At 70.8% G+C, this 19,665-nt stretch carries 22 protein-coding genes; 16 read left to right on the forward strand and 6 right to left on the reverse strand.

Features of this window, described 5'->3' with window-relative positions; genetic code table 11:
• Positions 1-241: 241 nt before the first annotated feature.
• A complete protein-coding gene (locus QYS60_RS03760) occupies positions 242-577 on the reverse strand; it encodes a type II toxin-antitoxin system VapB family antitoxin (RefSeq protein ID WP_371382474.1) in 336 nt (111 codons plus the stop codon).
• A 148-nt stretch (positions 578-725) separates the two neighbouring features.
• Here QYS60_RS03760 and hrcA point away from each other — a divergent pair, with 148 nt between their 5' ends.
• From hrcA to QYS60_RS03780, 4 genes are all read left to right on the forward strand, one after another.
• Positions 726-1,769 carry a heat-inducible transcriptional repressor HrcA gene (gene hrcA, locus QYS60_RS03765; protein ID WP_003937037.1) on the forward strand — a complete coding sequence of 348 codons (1,044 nt, stop codon included), beginning with the start codon at positions 726-728 and terminating at the stop codon, positions 1,767-1,769.
• A 71-nt stretch (positions 1,770-1,840) separates the two neighbouring features.
• Entirely contained in the window at positions 1,841-2,989 is a 1,149-nt protein-coding gene (gene dnaJ, locus QYS60_RS03770) for a molecular chaperone DnaJ (protein WP_003937038.1), read from the forward strand.
• Positions 2,990-2,998: 9 nt separating this feature from the next.
• Entirely contained in the window at positions 2,999-3,760 is a 762-nt protein-coding gene (locus QYS60_RS03775) for a 16S rRNA (uracil(1498)-N(3))-methyltransferase (RefSeq protein ID WP_048770821.1), read from the forward strand.
• Between the two features lie 13 nt (positions 3,761-3,773).
• The gene (locus QYS60_RS03780) at positions 3,774-4,565 is read left to right on the forward strand and encodes an alpha/beta hydrolase family protein (RefSeq protein WP_371382475.1); all 792 of its coding nucleotides are present in this window, start codon (positions 3,774-3,776) and stop codon (positions 4,563-4,565) included.
• Positions 4,566-4,569: 4 nt separating this feature from the next.
• On the opposite strand, the gene QYS60_RS03785 is transcribed toward QYS60_RS03780, so the two are convergent.
• Positions 4,570-6,144 (reverse strand): MFS transporter, encoded by a 1,575-nt coding sequence (locus QYS60_RS03785; protein WP_371382476.1) that lies wholly within the window; start codon positions 6,142-6,144, stop codon positions 4,570-4,572.
• Positions 6,145-6,270: 126 nt separating this feature from the next.
• Between QYS60_RS03785 and QYS60_RS03790 the strand changes: the two genes are divergently transcribed.
• The 6 genes from QYS60_RS03790 to QYS60_RS03815 all read left to right on the forward strand — a co-directional run bounded on the left by QYS60_RS03790 (position 6,271) and on the right by QYS60_RS03815 (position 11,377).
• Positions 6,271-6,945, forward strand: a complete 675-nt coding sequence (locus QYS60_RS03790; protein WP_003937042.1) for a TetR/AcrR family transcriptional regulator — start codon at positions 6,271-6,273, stop codon at positions 6,943-6,945.
• A gap of 62 nt (positions 6,946-7,007) precedes the next feature.
• On the forward strand, positions 7,008-8,075 hold the full coding sequence (locus QYS60_RS03795; RefSeq protein WP_371382477.1) for a PhoH family protein: 1,068 nt from the start codon (positions 7,008-7,010) through the stop codon (positions 8,073-8,075).
• 67 nt (positions 8,076-8,142) lie between these two features.
• Positions 8,143-8,685 carry an rRNA maturation RNase YbeY gene (gene ybeY, locus QYS60_RS03800; RefSeq protein WP_003937044.1) on the forward strand — a complete coding sequence of 181 codons (543 nt, stop codon included), beginning with the start codon at positions 8,143-8,145 and terminating at the stop codon, positions 8,683-8,685.
• A gap of 24 nt (positions 8,686-8,709) precedes the next feature.
• The gene (locus QYS60_RS03805) at positions 8,710-10,020 is read left to right on the forward strand and encodes a hemolysin family protein (protein ID WP_003937045.1); all 1,311 of its coding nucleotides are present in this window, start codon (positions 8,710-8,712) and stop codon (positions 10,018-10,020) included.
• A 67-nt stretch (positions 10,021-10,087) separates the two neighbouring features.
• Positions 10,088-11,005 (forward strand): GTPase Era, encoded by a 918-nt coding sequence (gene era, locus QYS60_RS03810; protein WP_371382478.1) that lies wholly within the window; start codon positions 10,088-10,090, stop codon positions 11,003-11,005.
• 66 nt (positions 11,006-11,071) lie between these two features.
• Entirely contained in the window at positions 11,072-11,377 is a 306-nt protein-coding gene (locus QYS60_RS03815; protein ID WP_371382479.1) for a hypothetical protein, read from the forward strand.
• On the opposite strand, the gene QYS60_RS03820 is transcribed toward QYS60_RS03815, so the two are convergent.
• Both QYS60_RS03820 and QYS60_RS03825 read right to left on the reverse strand, forming a co-directional pair.
• Positions 11,344-11,976 (reverse strand): TetR/AcrR family transcriptional regulator, encoded by a 633-nt coding sequence (locus tag QYS60_RS03820; protein WP_371382480.1) that lies wholly within the window; start codon positions 11,974-11,976, stop codon positions 11,344-11,346. The two genes, QYS60_RS03815 and QYS60_RS03820, sit on opposite strands and share 34 nt — an antisense overlap.
• The gene (locus tag QYS60_RS03825) at positions 11,967-13,385 is read right to left on the reverse strand and encodes an amidase (protein ID WP_371382481.1); all 1,419 of its coding nucleotides are present in this window, start codon (positions 13,383-13,385) and stop codon (positions 11,967-11,969) included. Before QYS60_RS03825 ends, QYS60_RS03820 begins: the two co-directional genes overlap by 10 nt.
• Before the next feature lie 193 nt (positions 13,386-13,578).
• Between QYS60_RS03825 and QYS60_RS03830 the strand changes: the two genes are divergently transcribed.
• The 5 genes from QYS60_RS03830 (at position 13,579) to QYS60_RS03850 (ending at position 17,229) form a co-directional block, all read left to right on the forward strand.
• Positions 13,579-14,616, forward strand: a complete 1,038-nt coding sequence (locus QYS60_RS03830) for an alpha/beta fold hydrolase (protein WP_054372468.1) — start codon at positions 13,579-13,581, stop codon at positions 14,614-14,616.
• 64 nt (positions 14,617-14,680) lie between these two features.
• Positions 14,681-15,496 carry a DNA repair protein RecO gene (recO, locus tag QYS60_RS03835; RefSeq protein ID WP_081608744.1) on the forward strand — a complete coding sequence of 272 codons (816 nt, stop codon included), beginning with the start codon at positions 14,681-14,683 and terminating at the stop codon, positions 15,494-15,496.
• Positions 15,462-16,259 (forward strand): isoprenyl transferase, encoded by a 798-nt coding sequence (locus QYS60_RS03840; RefSeq protein WP_003937051.1) that lies wholly within the window; start codon positions 15,462-15,464, stop codon positions 16,257-16,259. Before recO ends, QYS60_RS03840 begins: the two co-directional genes overlap by 35 nt.
• Positions 16,256-16,729 (forward strand): hypothetical protein, encoded by a 474-nt coding sequence (locus QYS60_RS03845; protein ID WP_003937052.1) that lies wholly within the window; start codon positions 16,256-16,258, stop codon positions 16,727-16,729. Before QYS60_RS03840 ends, QYS60_RS03845 begins: the two co-directional genes overlap by 4 nt.
• Positions 16,726-17,229 (forward strand): hypothetical protein, encoded by a 504-nt coding sequence (locus QYS60_RS03850; RefSeq protein ID WP_289380802.1) that lies wholly within the window; start codon positions 16,726-16,728, stop codon positions 17,227-17,229. The genes QYS60_RS03845 and QYS60_RS03850 overlap by 4 nt, the downstream gene beginning before the upstream one ends.
• Before the next feature lie 11 nt (positions 17,230-17,240).
• Here QYS60_RS03850 and QYS60_RS03855 read toward each other — a convergent pair whose 3' ends face one another.
• Together QYS60_RS03855 and QYS60_RS03860 are read right to left on the reverse strand one after the other, a co-directional pair.
• The gene (locus QYS60_RS03855; RefSeq protein WP_003937054.1) at positions 17,241-17,669 is read right to left on the reverse strand and encodes a Fur family transcriptional regulator; all 429 of its coding nucleotides are present in this window, start codon (positions 17,667-17,669) and stop codon (positions 17,241-17,243) included.
• An 8-nt stretch (positions 17,670-17,677) separates the two neighbouring features.
• Entirely contained in the window at positions 17,678-17,986 is a 309-nt protein-coding gene (locus QYS60_RS03860) for a metalloregulator ArsR/SmtB family transcription factor (RefSeq protein WP_235157368.1), read from the reverse strand.
• Between the two features lie 244 nt (positions 17,987-18,230).
• On the opposite strand from QYS60_RS03860, the gene QYS60_RS03865 reads away from it, so the two are divergent.
• Positions 18,231-19,622 carry a glycine--tRNA ligase gene (locus tag QYS60_RS03865; protein WP_371382482.1) on the forward strand — a complete coding sequence of 464 codons (1,392 nt, stop codon included), beginning with the start codon at positions 18,231-18,233 and terminating at the stop codon, positions 19,620-19,622.
• Positions 19,623-19,665: the final 43 nt, after the last annotated feature.

Consider the following 19,665-nt stretch of genomic DNA (forward strand, 5'->3'; position numbering starts at 1 on the left):
CGGCGGGCCGCCTGATCGCGCGGCGGCGGGCCGCCTGATCGCGCGGCGGCGGGCCGCCTGATCGCGCGGCGGCGGGCCGCCTGATCGCGCGGCGGCGGGCCGCCTGATCGCGCGGCGGCGGGCCGCCTGATCGCGCGGCGGCGGGCCGCCTGATCGCGCGGCGGCGGGCCGCCTGATCGCGCGGCGGCGGGCCGCCTGATCGCGCGGCGGCGTGGTGTCATGCCCTACGGCCGTGCGTCGTCTACGACTCGGCGGTGTCGGTGTCCGTCGTGGGCGGGAACAGGACGTCGTAGTCGAACACCCGCGCGTGCAGAACCGTGCGGTTGCGCAGCGCCGAACGTACGGCCCGGTGGAGGCCGTCCTCGAGGTACAGCACGCCCTTCCACTGGACGGCGTGGGGGAAGAGGTCACCGTAGAAGGTGGAGTCCTCCGACAGCAGCCGGTCGAGTTCGAGCACCTTGGTGGTGGTGACGATCTGGTCCAGCCGCACCTGCCGGGGCGGGATCTGCGCCCAGTCGCGCAGCGAGAGCCCGTGGTCGGGATACGGCTTGCCGTCCCGGACGCCCTTGAAGATCATGGCACCAACTTACGACGCATCGTCGACGGGCGCCGCGCCGCTCGCCGCCCCGGCCCGGCGACTAAACTGGAGCGAAACGGCACGCAGTGCACCGTCCTGCGGTGATGCGTGCCGTCCGGGTGCGACTGCAGAGACGGAGGTGGGCGGGATGTCGAGCACCGAGGAACGACGCTTCGAGGTGTTGCGAGCGATCGTGGCCGATTACGTGTCCACCAAGGAACCGATCGGTTCGAAGACGCTCGTCGAACGCCACAATCTGGGTGTGTCCAGCGCGACGGTCCGCAACGACATGGCCGTGCTCGAGGCCGAGGGTTACATCACCCAGCCGCACACCAGCTCGGGCCGGGTTCCCACCGACAAGGGTTACCGCCAGTTCGTCGACCGGATCGCCGACGTCAAACCCCTCTCGGGCGCCGAGCGCCGCGCGATCCTGCAGTTCCTCGAGTCGGGGGTGGACCTCGACGACGTGCTGCGCCGCGGCGTCCGGTTGCTGGCGCAGCTGACCCGGCAGGTCGCGGTGGTGCAGTACCCCACGCTGTCGGCGTCCTCGGTCCGCCATCTCGAGGTGGTCGCGCTGACACCTGCGCGGTTGCTGCTGGTGCTCATCACCGACTCGGGGCGGGTGGACCAGCGCATCGTCGAGCTCGGTGACGTCCTCGGCGAAGAAGACCTGTCGCGGCTGCGGGACCTGCTCGGGGCGGCGCTGACCGGCAAGCGCCTCGCCGCGGCGTCGATCGCGGTGAGCGAGCTCGCCGGGGACGCGCCCGACGACCTGCGCGATGCGGTCATCCGGTGCGCCACCGTGCTGGTGGAAACCCTCGTCGAACATCCCGAGGAACGGCTCGTGCTCGGCGGCACGGCGAACCTGACGCGCAACGCCGCCGACTTCGACGCGCACGCCGGCTTCCCCGGCTCGTTGCGTACCGTGCTCGAGGCGCTCGAGGAACAGGTGGTGGTCCTCAAGCTGCTGGCGGCGACCCAGGACGCCGGGCGCGTGACGGTGCGAATCGGCGAGGAGACCCAGGTCGAGCAGATGCGCGGCACGTCCGTGGTGTCCACCGGGTACGGTGCCGCGGGCACCGTCTTCGGTGGCCTCGGTGTGCTCGGCCCCACCCGGATGGACTATCCGGGGACGATTGCGTCGGTGGCTGCGGTTGCCCGCTACATCGGTGAGGTGCTCGGCGAACGCTGAGCGCCGCTCGGCGCCGACGCACCATCCGACGACACAACATCTGTGCGAATAGAGAAGGACGAAGAACTCACGTGGCACGGGACTACTACGGGACGCTCGGCGTGTCGAAGAACGCGACCGATCAGGAGATCAAGCGGGCGTACCGCAAGCTTGCGCGCGAGCACCACCCGGATGTGAACCCGGACGAGGCGGCGCAGAAGAGGTTCCAGGAGATCTCCGCAGCGTACGAGGTGCTCTCCGACCCGGAGAAGCGGCGCATCGTCGATCTCGGCGGGGATCCGCTCGAAACCGGTCCGGGTGCGGGTGGGGGCTTCTCGGGAGCCGGCTTCGGTGGTCTCGGCGACGTGTTCGAGGCGTTCTTCGGCGGCGGGGCGACCACCTCCCGCGGACCGCGCGGCCGCGTCCAGCCCGGCGCGGACTCGCTGCTGCGCACCCGGCTGACACTCGAGGAGTGCGCCACCGGTGTCACCAAGCAGATCGCCGTGGAGACCGCGATCCTGTGCGACGGGTGTGCCGGGTCCGGCACCCACGGCGACTCCAAGGCCGTGCGTTGCGAGACGTGTGGCGGCGCCGGTGAGGTGCAGTCGGTGCAGCGCTCGTTCCTCGGCCAGGTCATGACGTCGCGGCCGTGCCCGACGTGCCGCGGTGCCGGGGAGACGATCCCGGACCCGTGCCGCAAGTGCGGCGGCGACGGCCGGGTGCGGGCTCGCCGGGAGATCACGGTCAAGGTGCCGGCCGGTGTCAGCAACGGCATGCGTATCCGGCTGGCGGCGCAGGGCGAGGTCGGCCCCGGCGGCGGTCCCGCCGGCGACCTGTACGTCGAGATCATCGAGCAGGCGCACGACGTGTTCGTGCGCGACGGCGACGACCTGCACTGCACGATCCGGGTCCCGATGGTCGACGCGGCACTCGGCACCACCGTCGTGCTCGACACCCTCGTCGACGGGCCCGCCGAGATTACCGTCGATCCCGGCACTCAGCCCGGGTCGGTGGTGGTGCTCCGCGGGCACGGCATGCCCAAACTGCGTTCCGGGGTGCGCGGGGACGTGCACGCCCACCTCGAGGTCGTCGTCCCGTCGAAGCTCGACGGCAAGCAGGTCAAGCTGCTCGAGGAGTTCCGGCGCAAGCGCGAGCACGAGGTGCCCGAGGTCGTCACCACCGGCTCGCAGCACGCCGGGGGCTTCTTCTCCCGGCTGCGCGACGCGTTCAGCGCGCGCTGAGGCCGCGCGGTGGCCGCAACGCTGTTCTACCTCGATCCCCTGCCCGACGCGGGAGCGGTCGCGGTCCTCGACGGCAAGGAGGGTCGCCACGCGGCGACGGTGCGGCGCATCGCGGTGGGCGAGCGGCTCGTCCTGTCGGACGGGCGCGGCCACGTCGCGGACGTGGAGGTGACGGCGACCGCGAAGGACCGGCTCGAGGCCCGTGTCCTGGCCCGTCGGGAAGTCCCCGCACCGCGTCCCCGGGTCACCGTGGTGCAGGCGTTGCCGAAATCCGATCGTTCCGAACTGGCGGTGGAACTGGCCACGGAGGCGGGCGCCGACGCGTTCGTGCCGTGGCAGGCCGCGCGGTGCGTCGCCCGGTGGGACGGTCCGAAGGCCGCCAAGGGTGTCGGGCGATGGCAGGCCGTCGCGGTGGCGGCCGCCAAGCAGTCCCGGCGTCCTCACGTGCCCGAGGTCGCGCCGGTCCACCGGACCGCGGACGTCGCCGAGGCCGTGCGCGCGACGGTCGCACGCGGGGGTGTCGCGGCGGTCCTGCACGAGTCCGCGACCGACCCCTTCGGCTCGCTGTCCCTGGCCGACGCCGCCGAACTGCTGCTCGTGGTCGGACCGGAGGGCGGCGTCGACGACGCCGAGCTGGCGGCGCTGACGACGGCGGGAGCGCGGCCGGTGCTGCTCGGGCCGACGGTGCTGCGAACGTCCACGGCCGCGGCGGTCGCGCTGGGGGCGGTGGGCGTGCTGACCCCGCGTTGGGATGCGCGACCGCTCCACTGACACACTCGAGGACATGTCCCGAGTGCGCATCGCCTACGGTCCGCAGCCGCAGCAGTTCGGCCACCTGTACCTGCCGGACGTCACGGACCCGGCCGTGCCCGTACCGGTGGTGATGGTCGTCCACGGCGGCTTCTGGAGCGGCGACTACCACCTCAATCTCGGTACGCCACTCTCGCTCGAACTGGCTGCGCACGGCGTGGCGGCCTGGAACGTCGAGTACCGGCGGATCGGTGCGGGCGGGCGGTGGCCGGAGATGTCGGCCGACATCGTCGCGGCCCTCGACGCCGTCGCCACCGCCGTGGTCGAGCAGGCCCGGACCGCAGGCGTCGCACTCGATCCGGGCCGGGTGCGGATGGTCGGGCACTCGGCCGGCGGTCAGCTCGCCGTGTGGCTCGCGGGCCAGCGAACGCAGGTGCGTCCCGAACTCGTCGTCTCCCAGGCGGGTGCGCTGGACCTCGCGTCCGCGGGCGAACGTGGCCGCCGGGTGGGCTACATCGAGGATCTGTTCGGTCAGCCCTACGATGCGGACCCGCAGTTGTACCGGTCGGCGTCGCCCCGGCATCGGGTGCCGATCGGGGTGCCGGTCGCGCTCGTCCACGGCACCGAGGACGCACAGGTGCCGGTGAGGGTCGCCGAGCGCTACGCCGAGGCGGCGGTCGCCGCGGGTGATCCGGTGGCACTGCACGTCGTCGACGGCGAGGATCACTTCGCGTTCCTCGACAAGCGGACCCGCAGCTGGACGCTGTCGCGCGAGTTGCTGCTGGCCCCGGAGCCGTTGGGTTCGCAGGTGTGTCCGGAGGGCTGACGGTTCAGCGGCGCGGTGGCAGGACCGCGGTGACGACGACCGCGCCGACGGCCAGGGCGACGCCGCCGACGAGGCTCGCCGACGTGATCGCCCGCGAGAATGCGTCGGCCGACGCGTCGAGAAGCGGCTGCGCGTAGGAGGCGGCGAACGGGTTCTTCGCCAGTTCCTCGGCGACCAGCGCGGCACCGCCCACGGAATCGCCTGCCGCAGCGACGGCCGTGTCGGCCTGCGCGGCCATCGGCCCGTCGAGATCCGCGAGCGGCAGTCCGGCGAGGAACGCGGAGATCTCCCGCTGGTAGGTGGTGGCCAGCACCGAGCCCAGCACGGCGATGCCGAGGGATCCGCCGAGCTCGACCGCGGTGTCGTTCAGGCCGCCCGCGGCGCCGAGTTCGGCCTCGGGGAATCCGCTCATCACGAGGTCGGTGGCCGGCGGGGCGGCCAGCCCGATGCCGAGGCCGAGAAGGACGAGCGCGACGAGGAACACCGGGTATCCGGAACCGTCGTCGAGCAGGGTGAGGGTGAGGACGCCGATCGCGGCGGCGGCCGTGCCGGCACCGATCGCGACGCGCGCCCCGAGACGTGGCGCCAGCCGGCCGCTCACGGCCGAGCCGATCGAGACGGCCGCGGCCAGCGGAAGCAGGCGCAGACCGGTCTCGAGCGGGCTGTAGCCGAACACGAACTGGAACTGCTGCGCCACGAAGTAGATCGCCCCGAACGACGTGAGGAAGAGCAGCAGCACGGACAGGCACGCACCTGCGACGGACCGGTCGGCGACGCGCCCGAGGGCCAGCAGCGGCTGCGGGTGCCGCAGCTCCCAGGCGACGAAGCCGCCGCCCGCGAGAACGGCGACCGTCAGCGCGCCGAGCGCCGTTGCGTGCCAACCGAAGTGGAATCCCTCGATGATGCCGGCGACGAGCGCGCCGACGGCGGCCACGGACAGGGCGCCGCCGACCCAGTCGATGCGAGTGACGTGTTCGGCCCGGGAGGGCGGCACCAGCGCGAGCGCCGCGACGGCGGCGAACGCCGCGATCGGCACGTTGACGAGGAACGTCGAGCCCCACGAGTGCTGTTCGAGCAGCCACCCCGCGAGGAGGGGGCCGAGTGCGATCGCCAGTCCGGACGTCGCGGCCCAGGCGGCGATGGCGCGGGGTCGTTCCGCGGCGGGGAACATGGCGACGAGCAGGGACAGGGTCGCGGGCATGATCACCGCGGCGCCGACGCCCATCGTGATGCGGGCGCCGATCACCTCGGCCGCGGTGCCGGCGAGGCTGCCGAACACGGCGCCCGCGGCGAAGACGGCGAGCCCGGTGAGGAGGGCGCGCCGCCGGCCGTAGCGGTCGCCGAGGACGCCCGCGAGCAGCATCAGCGCGGCGTAGGGCACGGTGTAGCCGTCGATCACCCACTGCAGGTCGGTGCTGGTCAGCTGAAGTTCGCGCAGCATGCTCGGGGCCGCGACGATGAGCGCGGTGTTCGCCATCACGACGATCAGCAGGCTCAGGCAGAGCACGGCGAGGCCGGCCCACCGGCGCGGATACGGGCGGGCGGGATCCGTGGTCGGGCGGACCAGGTTCGAGGTCATCTCTGCTCCTCACACGTGCGGACATCGGCAACTATTTGCACAACCATGTGCAAGTTAGAAATTTGCACACGAGTGTGCAAGTAAAGTTGACGGACGTCACACTCGGCGGTGGAAGAAGGTGTTCACGTGGCGGAACCGATCCGGGGGCCGCGGCGGCGGACGAGCGGGAACCGAGCCCGGATCCTCGAGGCGGCCATGGGGTGTTTCGCCGCCGATCCGGACGCCAGCATGGACGAGGTCGCCCAGGCTGCCGGCGTGGTGCGCCGCACCGTCTACGCCCACTTCCCGAGCCGCGAGGCGCTCGTCGACGGCATCGCGGAGGAGGCGGCCGCCGCGCTCGCGGCGGCCGTCGACCGGCCGGATCCCGAGGAACCCGACCTGGCGCTCGCCGTCGCTGCCCTCATGACCTGGCCCGTCGGAGACCGCTTCCGCGTGCTGCTGTCCTTCGCGCGCAAGGAGGTCGGCGACGAGCGCATCGGGGAGCTCATCGCCCCGCTGCGCACCCGCACCCTCGCGATCGTGGAGCGGGGCCGGCGGTCTGGGGTGTTCTCCGCCTACCTGCCGCCCGTCGTCCTCGTCGGAATGCTCGAGGGGCTCACCATGGCCACCCTCGAACAGGCCAACCGCGGCATGGTGCACGACGCGGGTGAATCCGTCGCCCTCGCCGCCCTCGTCCTGATGGGGGTTCCGCCGGAGCGTGCCGTCGCCGTCGTCCAGCAGGCCCGGCGAACGCAGCAGGATCGGCACCGGGCACCCGCCCCGGGCGGCAATGCGGTGGGGCGCGGAGACACCCGGCGCTAGACTGACATCGTCACGACGCCCGTCGTGCGCCAGCCGAACCGAAAGCAGGCCGTACCGTCCACGTGAGTGAACCAGACGACACCCGAGAGACCGGGAACGCCGAACGGACCACCGTCCGTTCCAACTTGGACCTGCCCCCCGAAGCTGCGGCACCGTTGCTCGGCTCGGCCGACGAGAATCTCATCGCCCTCGAACGGGCTCTCGGCGCGGACATCCACGTACGCGGCAACTCCGTCACCCTCATCGGCGCGCCCGCGGACGTCGCGCTCGCGGAACGGGTGCTCGGGCAGCTGGTCACCCTCGTCGGACGCGGCCAGGCGGTGACCCCGGACGCGGTGCGCCGCACCGTGGGAATGCTCACGCAGGGCCTGTCCGACGCGCCGGCCGACGTCCTGAGCCTCGACATCCTGTCCCGGCGCGGCAAGACCATCCGGCCCAAGACCCTCAACCAGAAGCGCTACGTCGACGCCATCGACACCAACACGATCGTGTTCGGTATCGGGCCCGCGGGCACCGGCAAGACGTACCTCGCCATGGCCAAGGCCGTGCAGGCCCTGCAATCGAAGCAGATCACCCGCATCATCCTCACCCGTCCTGCCGTCGAGGCGGGGGAGCGCCTCGGCTTCCTGCCCGGCACGCTGCACGAGAAGATCGACCCGTACCTGCGCCCGCTGCACGACGCGCTGCACGACATGATGGATCCGGAAGCCATCCCGAAGCTCATGCAGGCCGGAGTCATCGAAGTCGCACCGCTGGCGTACATGCGCGGGCGAACCCTCAACGACGCGTTCATCATCCTCGACGAGGCCCAGAACACGACCGCCGAACAGATGAAGATGTTCCTGACCCGGCTCGGCTTCGGATCGAAGATCGTCGTCACCGGCGACACCACGCAGGTGGACCTGCCCGGTGGTGCCCGCTCCGGACTGGCCGCCGCCGCCGAGATCCTCGACGGCATCGACGGAATCCACTTCGCGGTCCTCGACAGCAGCGACGTCGTGCGCCACCGGCTCGTCTCCGACATCGTCGACGCCTACGAGCGCTTCGAGGCCGATCGGCCGACCGGCGTGGCGATGGGCAACCGCGCCCAACGGCGGGCGGCGGCCCAGAACCGGGTGCCACGCCGGTGACCGCGATCGAAGGCCCCTCCAGCCTCGCACCCGCCGTGTCCGCACCTGCCCAGAAGGAACTGCACAGATGAGCATCGAGATCTCGAACGAATCGGGGATGGACGTCGCCGAGGAGGACCTGATCGACATCGCGCGGTTCGTCATCGCCCGGATGGACGTGCATCCGGCCGCAGAACTGTCGATGGTGCTCGTCGACTCCGGCACCATGGCCGATCTGCACATGCGCTGGATGGACCTGCCCGGCCCCACCGACGTGATGTCCTTCCCCATGGACGAGCTCGAACCCGGCGGCCGCCCCGACGCTCCCGAGCCCGGCCCCTCCATGCTCGGCGACATCGTGCTGTGCCCGTCCTTCGCTGCGGAACAGGCCGACAAGGCCGGCCATTCACTCGCGCACGAACTCGCCGTGCTCACGGTCCACGGCGTTCTGCACCTGCTCGGCTACGACCACGCCGAACCCGACGAGGAGAAGGAGATGTTCGGTCTGCAGAATCAGCTCCTCGAGGAGTGGTACGAGGAACTGCGGCGCGCCGAGCACGAGGCCCGGCTCGCCGCCCGCGACCAGCAGCTCCTCGGCAAGGCCGGGTTCTTCGACCCGACCGAGCGGTAGCGGCGTCGTGTTCGGAGCATCGGCATGAGTGCCCCCGCGCTCGTCGTCGCCGCCGTCGTGCTGGTGGCGCTCGGCGGATTGTTCGCGGCGGTCGACTCGGCGCTGAACACCGTCTCCCCGGCCCGGGTGGAGGAACTCGCGAAGGGCGAACGGCCCAGCGCGCAGAAGCTGCTGGTGATCCTCGGAGACCGCCCCCGGTACGTCAACCTGATGGTGCTGCTGCGCATTCTGTGCGAGATCACCGCGACGGTCGTGCTGGTGGCGGCGCTGCTCGACCGGATGGACCACACCTGGGCGCTGGTCACCGCTGCCGTGGTCATGGTGCTCGTGGACTACATGGTGATCGGCGTGGGTCCGCGCACCCTCGGCCGCCAGCACGCGTATTCCATCGCCCTGGGCGCGACGGTGCCGCTGCGCGTGATCGGTGTGCTGCTCGGCCCGCTGAGCAGACTGCTGATCCTGATCGGCAATGCGATCACCCCCGGTCGCGGATTCCGGAACGGGCCGTTCGCCAACGAGATCGAGCTGCGCGAGCTGGTGGACATGGCCCAGGAGCGCGGCGTCGTCGCGGCCGAGGAACGGCGAATGATCCAGTCGGTGTTCGACTTCGGTGACACCACCGCGCGCGAGGTGATGGTGCCGCGTCCCGAGATGGTGTGGATCGAGGCGGACAAGACCGCCGGCCAGGCCACCTCGCTCGCGGTACGCAGCGGGCACTCCCGCATCCCCGTGGTCGGGGAGAACGTCGACGACATCCGTGGCGTCGTGTACCTGAAGGATCTGGTGCAGCAGACCTACTATTCACGCGACGGCGGCCGGAGTGTGACCGTGGCCGAGGTGATGCGCCCGGCGGTGTTCGTCCCCGATTCCAAGCGTCTCGACGATCTGCTGGCCGACATGCAGCGCGACCGCAACCACATGGCGCTGCTCGTCGACGAGTACGGCGGCATCGCCGGTCTCGTCACCATCGAGGACATCATCGAGGAAATCGTCGGCGAGATCGCCGACGAGTACGACACCGCAGAGATCGCCCCCGTCGAGGATCTCGGCGACGACACCTTCCGGGTCTCCGCTCGGTTGCCCGTCGAGGACCTCGGTGACCTGTTCGACGTCGCGCTCGACGATCTCGAGGTCGACACCGTCGGCGGACTGCTCGGGTTCGTGCTCGGCCGGGTACCGTTGCCGGGCTCGGAGGTGGAGATCCACGGCTTGCGGCTGCGCGGCGAGGGCGGCCGCGACGCCCGCGGCCGGGTCCGCATCAACACCGTGTACGTGCAACGGGTTCCCGCGACCGAGGAGGCCGCCGCGGTCGCCGAGGAGCCGGTCGACGGGTGACCTCGTCGCCGAGGCCCCACACCCCGTGCCGATCCGTCCGGCGGCACCACAGACGAGGAGCTCTGCATTGACCGATCCCGACTTCCGTTCCGGCTTCGTGTGTTTCGTCGGCCGCCCCAACACCGGCAAATCGACGCTGACGAATGCGCTCGTGGGCAGCAAGATCGCGATCACCTCGTCGCGCCCGCAGACCACCCGGCACACCATCCGGGGCATCGTGCACCGGGAACACGCACAGATCATCCTCGTCGACACTCCCGGCCTGCACCGGCCGCGGACCCTGCTCGGGCAGCGCCTCAACGACCTGGTGCGCGACACCTATTCGGAGGTCGACGCCGTCTGCGTGTGCATCCCGGCGGACGAGAAGATCGGCCCCGGCGACCGCTGGATCGTCGAACAGGTGCGGCAGGTCGCCCCCCGCACGAAGCTGATCGGCATCGTCACGAAGATCGACAAGGTCGGCAAGGAACGGCTCGCACCGCAGCTGCTCGCCGTGTCCGAGCTGCTGGGGCCCGACGTGGACGTCGTGCCCGTGTCCGCCACCTCGGGGGAACAGCTCGAGGTCCTCGTCGACGTTCTCGCCTCGCACATGGAACCCGGGCCGGCGTTCTACCCCGACGGGGAGCTGACGGACGAGCCCGAGGAGACGCTCATGGCCGAGCTGATCCGCGAGGCCGCGCTCGAGGGGCTCGGCGACGAGCTGCCCCATTCGCTCGCGGTAGTGATCGAGGAGATCTCCGAGCGGGAGGGCCGAACCGAGAAGCAGGGCGAACTGCTCGACGTGCATGCGCTGCTGTACGTGGAGCGGCCGAGCCAGAAGGGCATCGTCATCGGCAAGGGTGGTGCGCGCCTGCGCGAGGTCGGTACCGCCGCCCGGTCGCAGATCGAGAAGCTGCTCGGTGTGAAGATCTACCTCGATCTGCACGTCAAGGTCGCCAAGGACTGGCAGCGTGATCCGAAGCAACTCGGCCGCCTCGGCTTCTGATCTACGGTGGTCCCCGAGAGGTCTCGGGGGCCACGGCCCCGGGCTGCGAACGCGGAAGAGACAGCCGTGAACGGTGATTCGGCGAGCGGTGTACGGGCGGTGGTGACGCGGAATCGCGTCGCCGTCGGCGTCGTCCTGGCGGCATTGTGTCTCGGGCTCGCCGTGCTCTGGCTGTTCGTGGTGCCCGCGAAGGCCGGCACCACGACCGGTGTGCAGGAAGCGGCGATCCGCTACGGACATCCGGCGTGCTGGGCGCTGCTGGCGACGGCCTCCGTCCTGTTCGCGGTGCGGGCCCCGCGCCGGTCGGTCGACGTCGTCGTGCGGAGCGCCCTCGCGGCCTACGTGATCTTCGTCGTCGCCACCGTGGTGTGACCGGTGCCCGGGTCACCTCCCGCGGTGTCCGGGGAGACCGCGCTGCGGACCAGGTGCAGCACGGAGGTCGCGATGTCCACCGCACCGCCGGTGGCGAGGCGCCGCAGCTGCAGGCCCGTGATCGTGGCCACCAGCGTCGGCGCGATCGATTCCGCTCGGGGTACGCCGAGTTCGGTGAGGATCGTTGCGGTCAGCGCATCGTAGGCGGACCAGCACTGTGCCGCGGCGTCCCGCAGCCGGGCATCCCTGCCCGCCTGGATGTAGAGCTCGAACGGGGCGATCCGTTCGGCCGAGAACGACAAGTCCTCGGCAACCTGCTCGGTGAGTGCTGCGGCGTCGACCAGGCTCGGATCCCGGCCCCGGTACTCCTGTGCGAGCTCGCGCAGTCGTGTGGTCTCGTCGGCGACGAATGTCGTGAGCGCCGAGCGCAGCAGATCGGACTGGGTGGGGAAGTGGTAGGTGATCGACCCGAGCGAGACCTCCGCCCGGGCGGCGATGCGGCGGTTGGTGACTGCGGCGATGCCGTCCGTGCCGATCAGGTGCAGGGTCGCGGCGACGATCCTGCTGCGGACATCCGTGCCCATCGAGCTCACCACCATCGCCGCGGCGTGTGACGATCCCAGCGCAGTTCCGACTCGAGCTGCGAGGCAAGGGAGATCAGCACGGGCTCGGCGTTCTCGTGCCCCATGAGCTGGGCGCCGACCGGCAGGCCCGCTCCGGTGAAGCCCGCCGGGATGTTCACGCTCGGCCAGCCCAGGACGTTCCACGGCCAGGTGTAGGGGCAGGCGGCAGTGATCACCTTGTCGGTGGCCCAGCCGCCGAGACCGTCCATTGCGTCCACCGTCGGCGGCGGAGTGGCCGTGGTGGGGGCGAGGATGACGTCGAACCGGTCGAAGATCGAGCCGATGCGCCGGCGTATGCGTGGTTCGGCGGCCCGCGCGGCACGGAGCGGGCGGCCGCGGAGCAATCGGCCGGTGCGCGCGTTCGCGCGGGTCCGGGGGTCGGCCAGGGCGGGGTCCGGCAGGCGCCGCACCCAGTCGTCGATTCCCGCCATGGACCGGGGCAGAAAGTTCAGGCCCAGCAGTTTTCCGTAGGCGGGGTCGGCGAGAGTGACCTCGTGACCCAGGGCGCGCAGGGTGCCGGCGAGGGATTCGACGCTCGCCCGGATCTCGTCGTGCAGGCGGGCGCGGGTAGCGGTGTACGGCAGGGCGAACGAGAGCGCGATGCGGAGCCGGCCCGGATCGCGGCCCACGGCGTCGGACACCGTGACGGACTCGGCTTCGTGCAGGTCGCCGACGTGGCCGCCGGCGACAGCGTCGAGCAACAGCGCGGCATCGGCGACCGTACGGGCGAGGGTGCCGTGCGTGGTCAGGCCGTAGAACGCCTCGGGGTCGGGCCACATCGAGATCCGGCCACGCTGCGGCTTGATCCCCACGAGGTTGGTCCAGGCGGCCGGGATACGGACCGACCCGGCGCCGTCCGAGCCCAGCGCCGCGGACACCATGCCCGCCGCCACCGCCGCAGCGCTGCCCCCGGAGGACCCGCCGGGGGTGTGGTCGCGGTGCCACGGGTTGCGGGTGTGCCCGAAGGCGCTGCCACCGGTGAACGGCCACTGGCCCAGTTCGGGGGTGTTCGTCTTGCCGACGATCACGGCGCCGGCTGCCCGCAGTCGTCGCACCACTTCCGCGTCCTGCCCACAGGCGGTGAACTCGCCGGCACATCCGAACGCGGTGACCTCCTGCGCGATGTCCGTGTCGTCCTTCACCGCGACCGGCACGCCGAGCAGGGGGAGGCGGACCCCGGCGGCGAGACGCCGGTCGGCCTGCTCGGCCTCGGCGAGGGCCTGCTCGCGGCGGACGCTCCGAAAGGCGTTGAGGGCGGGATCGGCGGTCGCGATGCGGTCCAGGGCCGCCCGTGTCGCGGCGACGGACGTGGTGGCGCCCGCGGCCAGCGCGGCGGCCTCGGCGGCGAGCCCCGGCGCTCGGGTGTCGGCCTGGGGTGTGGTCATGCGGCGGCATCCTCCGGTAGCTGTTCGTTCGAGCGAACAGTAACTTGTTCCAGTACGTCAGGTCGAGTGTTCGAGTTCGGAAGTGTGATGCTCGTCACATTGAGGGCATGTGTGGTGGGGCGCTGGGTATGCCCCCGGGGATATCGCGGGCGCCTACCGGGATGTCGTAGAGATCGGCTGTCAGGAGTTACACATGGGTTCATCACGCACACGCAACCTCCGGCGCGTACCGGATACGGAGACGCGGGTGGTCTTCCGGACCATCCACGGCTACCGCCGCGCGTTCCGGATTGCCGGTGAGGGACCCGCGCTGCTGCTGATTCACGGGATCGGCGACAACTCCTCGACCTGGCGGGAGGTCATCCCGCACCTGGCCCGCAGGTACACGGTCATCGCGCCCGACCTGCTCGGCCACGGGCGCTCCGACAAGCCCCGCAGCGACTACTCGGTCGCCGGATACGCCAACGGTGTGCGAGATCTGCTGTCGGTGCTGGGCATCGACCGCGTCACGGTGGTCGGGCATTCCCTCGGCGGGGGCGTCGCGATGCAGTTCGCGTACCAGTTCCCGCAGTTGGTCGAGCGGCTCGTGCTGGTCTCGGCCGGTGGTGTCACCAAGGATGTGCACCCCGCCCTGCGGCTGCTGTCCGTGCCGGGACTGAGCGAGGCGCTCAAGCTGCTGCGGCTCCCGGGCGCCATGCCCGCTGTGCGGATCGCCGGGGGTCTGCTGGGCCGCTGGCACGACACGCCGCTGCGTCCCGGTGTCCTGCTGCACGACACCTCGGACCTGATCCGGGTTCTCGGGGGCCTGCCCGATCCCACGGCGTGCGAGGCGTTTCTGCGCACACTGCGGGCCGTCGTGGACTGGCGTGGTCAGGCGGTGACGATGCTCGACCGCTGCTACCTGACCGAGGACCTGCCCGTGCAGTTGATCTGGGGTGAGCACGACAGCGTGATCCCCGTCGGGCACGCGCACCTGGCGCATTCGGCGATGCCGCATTCCCGGCTCGAGATCTTCCGCAACTCCGGTCACTTCCCGTTCCGCGACGACCCCATCCGGTTCGTCCGGGTCGTCGAGGAATTCCTCGGCTCCACCGCCCCCGCCGAGTTCGACGAGCAGCGCTGGGGCCGGCTGCTCGTCAACGGCGCCGGCGAGCGCCGGATCACCGGCGGTCCCGCTACCCGGCAGGCCGTGCTCGGGGCGATGGGTGCCGACGAGCGCAGCGCCACCTGAGCCGACCGAGCGAACCCGGACGTGGCGTGCGGCGGGTGTCGGCCGGGCGTGACAGACTCGGATCGTGAGGTTGTACCGGGATCACGCGGTGGTGCTGCGCCAGCACAAGCTGGGCGAGGCCGACCGCATCGTCACCCTGCTCACCCGTCGCCACGGACTCGTGCGGGCCGTCGCGAAGGGTGTGCGGCGCACCCGCTCGAAGTTCGGGGCCCGGCTCGAGCCGTTCGCGCACATCGACGTGCAGCTGCATCCGGGCCGCAGCCTCGACATCGTCACGCAGGTCCAGACCGTCGACGCGTTCGGTGCCGACATCGTCGACGACTACGGCCGCTACACCACCGCGTGCGCCGTCCTCGAGACCGCCGAACGGCTCGCCGGTGAGGAACGCGCCCCCGTCCCGCAACTGCACCGCCTCACCGTCGGTGCGCTCCGCGCGCTGTCCGACCGGATCCGGCCGCCGGAGCTGATTCTCGACGCGTACCTGCTGCGCGCGATGGCCTACGCCGGCTGGGCACCTGCGATCGGCCGCTGCGCCCGCTGCGACGAGCCCGGCCCGCACCGCGCGTTCCATGTCGCGGCCGGGGGAGCGGTGTGCGTGCAGTGCCGTCCGCCGGGTGCCGCGACCCCCGGTGCGGGGGTGCTGGACCTGATGGACGCGTTGTTCCACGGTCGCTGGGAGGGCACCGAAACGGTGCCGGCGGCCACGCGCGGGCAGGCCAGTGGCTTGATCGCCGCCCACCTGCAGTGGCATCTGGAGCGGCAGTTGCGGACATTGCCACTCATCGAACGCAGTCGTCCCCATGCCGTGGCTGTGGACGGGGAGACGGTCGGGCAGGATGGGGGGCGTGATTCGACGCCGCACCCCGCAACCATCGCGTGACCGCGAGATCCGGCCGCCCGACCCGCATCCGTCCGGCGCCCGCCCACCGGGGCTGCAGCCCGAGCTGATCCCGCGGCACGTCGCCCTGGTCATGGACGGCAACGGACGCTGGGCACAGGAACGCGGCCTGCCCCGCACCGCCGGCCACGAACGCGGCGAGGCGGTGCTGATGGACACCGTGTGCGGCTGCATCGAGATGGGCGTCAAGTGGCTCTCGGCGTATGCGTTCTCCACCGAGAACTGGAAGCGCAGCCCGGACGAGGTGCGCTTCCTCATGGGCTTCAACCGGGATGTGATCCGGCGCCGGCGCGACGAGATGCACGAGATGGGGGTGCGCGTGCGCTGGGCCGGACGACGGCCCAAGCTGTGGCGCAGTGTCGTCAAGGAACTCGAGATCGCCGAGGAATTGACCCGCGACAACGACGTGATGACTCTCACCATGTGCGTGAACTACGGGGGCCGAGCCGAGATCGCCGACGCTGCAAGGGAAATCGCGCACCGGGTGGCCGCCGGACAGCTCGACCCGGATCGTGTCACCGAGGCCACGGTGGCGCGGTATCTCGACGAACCCGACATGCCGGACGTGGACCTGTTCCTGCGGCCGTCCGGTGAGCAGCGCACCTCGAACTTCCTGCTCTGGCAGTCGGCCTACGCCGAAATGGTGTTCCAGGACAAGATGTTCCCCGACTTCGACCGTCGGGACCTGTGGGCCGCGTGTGTGGAATACGCCTCGCGCGACCGTCGATTCGGGGGTGTGAAGTGACGGACGCCGGGACCGGGCGGGGCGACCGGGTACCCGACCCCGGCGGGACGGACCCGAGCGGACTGAGCCTGCGCGAGCGGATCGCGTCCGCGCTGGCGGGGTTCGTCGCCCTGCACGAACCCAGGACGAACGGCGACGACGCGCTGGGATTCGACTACGCGGGCGTGCCCTGCGCCGTGCGGGTGGTGACCCTCACCGAGGGTCTCGACGTGGTGTCGCTGACCGGGATCCTCGCGTGGGACCTGCCCCTCGACGACGCGTTGCGCACGCGCGTCGCCACGGCAGCGGACGCCCTGCAGTTCGGGTCGATCCATCTCGTCGAGCGGGACGCCGAGGCGGACGTGGTGCTGCGGTACTCCTTTCCTGCCACCGGCCTCGACGATTCGCCCCTGACGACGATGCTGCTGCTCGTGCTCGGTGGCGCCGGCGACGCGCGTTCGGCCGTCGCGGGTACGGGCGGATCCGAGTGAGCGAACTCGACTGGGACTTCCCGATCGCCACCGGAGACGACGACGCGCTGCGCGCGGCCGTGCTGCGCGTCCTGTCGACGGTCCTCGCCGAGGAGATCGAACCGGACACGGACGGCGACGTGCCGATCTGGGTCGACGATGTGCTCACCTACGTCGTCGTCGACTCACGAGCCGGGGTGGTGGAGCTGACGACGTACCTCGTGGAGCGGATCTCCGGTCGTACCCGCGCGGCCGAGGTTCTCGTCGACCTGCAGGCGCAGTGGCCGGACGCGACGCTCGAGCTCCATCAGGACCGGGTGACGGCGGTGCAGCGCGTCCCGGCGCACCCGTTGGTGCCGGCGCACCTGGCGCGCGCGGTCGCGGTGGTGGCGGCACTCGTGCCGTCGGCTCCCGACCTCGCAACGCGGCTCGGCGGGCGGGCGTGCGTGTTCGACGAGCCGGGCGACGAGGCCCTCGATCTACTGGGCGGGTGCGGTTGCGACGGCTGCGGGTGCCGCTGAGGGTCGGCCGCTCAGCGGGTGGTCGCGGGCTCGGCGGCCGCGCACTCGCGGCAGGTGCCGAAGATCTCGACGGTGTGACTGACGTCGACGAAGCCGTTCGCCTCGGCCACCTCGTGGGACCAGCGCTCGACCTCGGGTCCGTCCACCTCGACGGTGAATCCGCACGCGCGGCACACGAGGTGGTGGTGGTGACCGGACGAGCAGCGCCGGTAGACGGACTCGCCGTTGTCGGTGCGCAGCACGTCGACGGTGCCGGCTTCGGCGAGGGACTGCAGGGTGCGGTAGACGGTGGTCAGGCCGATGCCCTCACCTCGCCGGCGCAGTTCGTCGTGCAGGTCCTGGGCCGAACGGAATTCCTCGATCTCGTCGAGCAGCGCGGAGATCGCACTGCGTTGTCTGGTGGAGCGGACTCCGACGACGGGTTTGGGGGCGGGCGGCACGGCTGGGGTCAACCTTCCTCGACGTGGGCGACGGCATCGACGACGATGTGGGCGAGATGGTCGTCGACGAGACGGTAGAGCACCTCGCGGCCGGCGCGCTCGCCGCGGACCACCCCCGCGGCTTTGAGGATGCGCAGGTGCTGGCTGATGAGCGGTTGGGTGACGCCGAGCGCGCCGACCAGCTCGTGGACGCAGCGCTCGGACTCGCGCAGTTGCAGCACGATCGCGATGCGCACGGGTGCGGCCAGGGCGCGCAGCAGCTCGCCGGCGGCGGCGAGGGTCTCGCGCGACGGAGCCGGGGCCGGGGAGGGTGTCACCGAGTCCGGTCGGCAGTCCTCGTGCGGTGGGTTCGCGGCGGTGGCGTCGCCGCCGCGGCCGGTGTCGGCAACGCTCAACAGGTCTCCTTCGGGTCCTCGGCCGCGTTATTGCAAACCGATTCCATTTTGATATGCACGAATGTGCATGTCAACCGGCGCGAAGTTCGGCCCCACCGACCGGAGCGATAGGCTTACGGGTCGACGCACGCTGCGAAACCCCGCATCGAAGATGGAGTGAATCCGAGTGGCACCGAAATCCAAGATCGATACCGTCGCCAACCTGGCCAAGCGCCGGGGCCTGGTCTACCCCTGCGGTGAGATCTACGGCGGTACGAGGTCGGCCTGGGACTACGGGCCGCTCGGCGTGGAGCTCAAGGAGAACATCAAGAAGCAGTGGTGGCGCAACATGGTCACCAGCCGTGAGGACGTCGTCGGTCTGGACTCGTCGGTGATCCTGCCGCGTCAGGTGTGGGTCGCGTCGGGTCACGTCGGAGTCTTCAACGATCCGCTCGTCGAGTGCCTGAGCTGCCACAAGCGCCACCGCCAGGACCACCTGCAGGAGGCGTACGCCGAGAAGAACAAGCTCGACGATCCCGACGCTGTTCCCATGTCGGAGATCGCCTGCCCCGACTGCGGCACCAAGGGCCAGTGGACCGAGCCCCGCGACTTCAACATGATGCTCAAGACCTATCTCGGTCCGATCGAGAGCGAGGAGGGGCTGCACTACCTGCGCCCCGAGACCGCGCAGGGCATCTTCGTGAACTTCGCCAATGTCCTCACCACGTCGCGCAAGAAGCCGCCGTTCGGCATCGGCCAGATCGGCAAGAGCTTCCGCAACGAGATCACCCCGGGCAACTTCATCTTCCGGACCCGCGAGTTCGAGCAGATGGAGATGGAGTTCTTCGTCAAGCCGGGCGAGGACGAACAGTGGCATCAGTACTGGATCGACTACCGGATGGACTGGTACACCGGGCTCGGCATCAACAAGGACAACCTGCGCCTGTACGAGCACCCGCAGGACAAGCTGTCCCACTACTCGAAGCGCACCGTCGACATCGAGTACCGGTTCCACTTCCAGGGCAGCGAATGGGGTGAGCTCGAGGGCGTCGCCAACCGCACCGATTTCGACCTGTCGACGCACGCGCAGCACTCGGGTGCCGACCTGAGCTTCTTCGACCAGACCACCAGCGAGCGGTACACCCCGTACGTCATCGAACCGGCAGCGGGCCTGACGCGTTCGCTCATGGCGTTCCTCGTCGACGCGTACAGCGAGGACGAGGCGCCCAACGCGAAGGGTGGCGTCGACAAGCGCACCGTGCTGCGCCTCGATCGCCGGCTCGCCCCGGTCAAGGCGGCGGTGCTGCCGCTGTCGCGCAATGCGGACCTGAGCCCCAAGGCGAAGGACCTCGCCGCGCAGCTGCGCCAGCACTGGAACATCGAGTTCGACGACGCCGGCGCCATCGGCCGTCGCTACCGTCGCCAGGACGAGATCGGCACCCCGTTCTGCATCACGGTCGACTTCGACACCCTCGAGGACCAGGCCGTCACCATCCGCGAGCGCGACACCATGGCGCAGGAGCGCGTCGGGCTCGACCAGGTCGAGGGCTACCTGGCGCAGCGGCTGATCGGCGCCTGACCACGCAGCGGCAGTGAGTGGGGGGCGCCCCGCGCGAGGCGGC

The sequence above is a fragment of the Rhodococcus sp. GXMU-t2271 genome, from assembly GCF_041414735.1.
GTDB lineage: Bacteria > Actinomycetota > Actinomycetes > Mycobacteriales > Mycobacteriaceae > Rhodococcus > Rhodococcus indonesiensis.

What these genes read in the sequence shown, in the direction of transcription:
- QYS60_RS03760 (WP_371382474.1), bottom strand. Translation starts at nt 577, where the DNA reads ATGATCTTCAAGGGCGTCCGGGACGGCAAGCCGTATCCCGACCACGGG.
- hrcA (WP_003937037.1), top strand. Translation starts at nt 726, where the DNA reads ATGTCGAGCACCGAGGAACGACGCTTCGAGGTGTTGCGAGCGATCGTG.
- QYS60_RS03780 (WP_371382475.1), top strand. Translation starts at nt 3,774, where the DNA reads ATGTCCCGAGTGCGCATCGCCTACGGTCCGCAGCCGCAGCAGTTCGGC.
- QYS60_RS03785 (WP_371382476.1), bottom strand. Translation starts at nt 6,144, where the DNA reads ATGACCTCGAACCTGGTCCGCCCGACCACGGATCCCGCCCGCCCGTAT.
- ybeY (WP_003937044.1), top strand. Translation starts at nt 8,143, where the DNA reads ATGAGCATCGAGATCTCGAACGAATCGGGGATGGACGTCGCCGAGGAG.
- QYS60_RS03805 (WP_003937045.1), top strand. Translation starts at nt 8,710, where the DNA reads ATGAGTGCCCCCGCGCTCGTCGTCGCCGCCGTCGTGCTGGTGGCGCTC.
- QYS60_RS03820 (WP_371382480.1), bottom strand. Translation starts at nt 11,976, where the DNA reads ATGGTGGTGAGCTCGATGGGCACGGATGTCCGCAGCAGGATCGTCGCC.
- QYS60_RS03825 (WP_371382481.1), bottom strand. Translation starts at nt 13,385, where the DNA reads ATGACCACACCCCAGGCCGACACCCGAGCGCCGGGGCTCGCCGCCGAG.
- QYS60_RS03830 (WP_054372468.1), top strand. Translation starts at nt 13,579, where the DNA reads ATGGGTTCATCACGCACACGCAACCTCCGGCGCGTACCGGATACGGAG.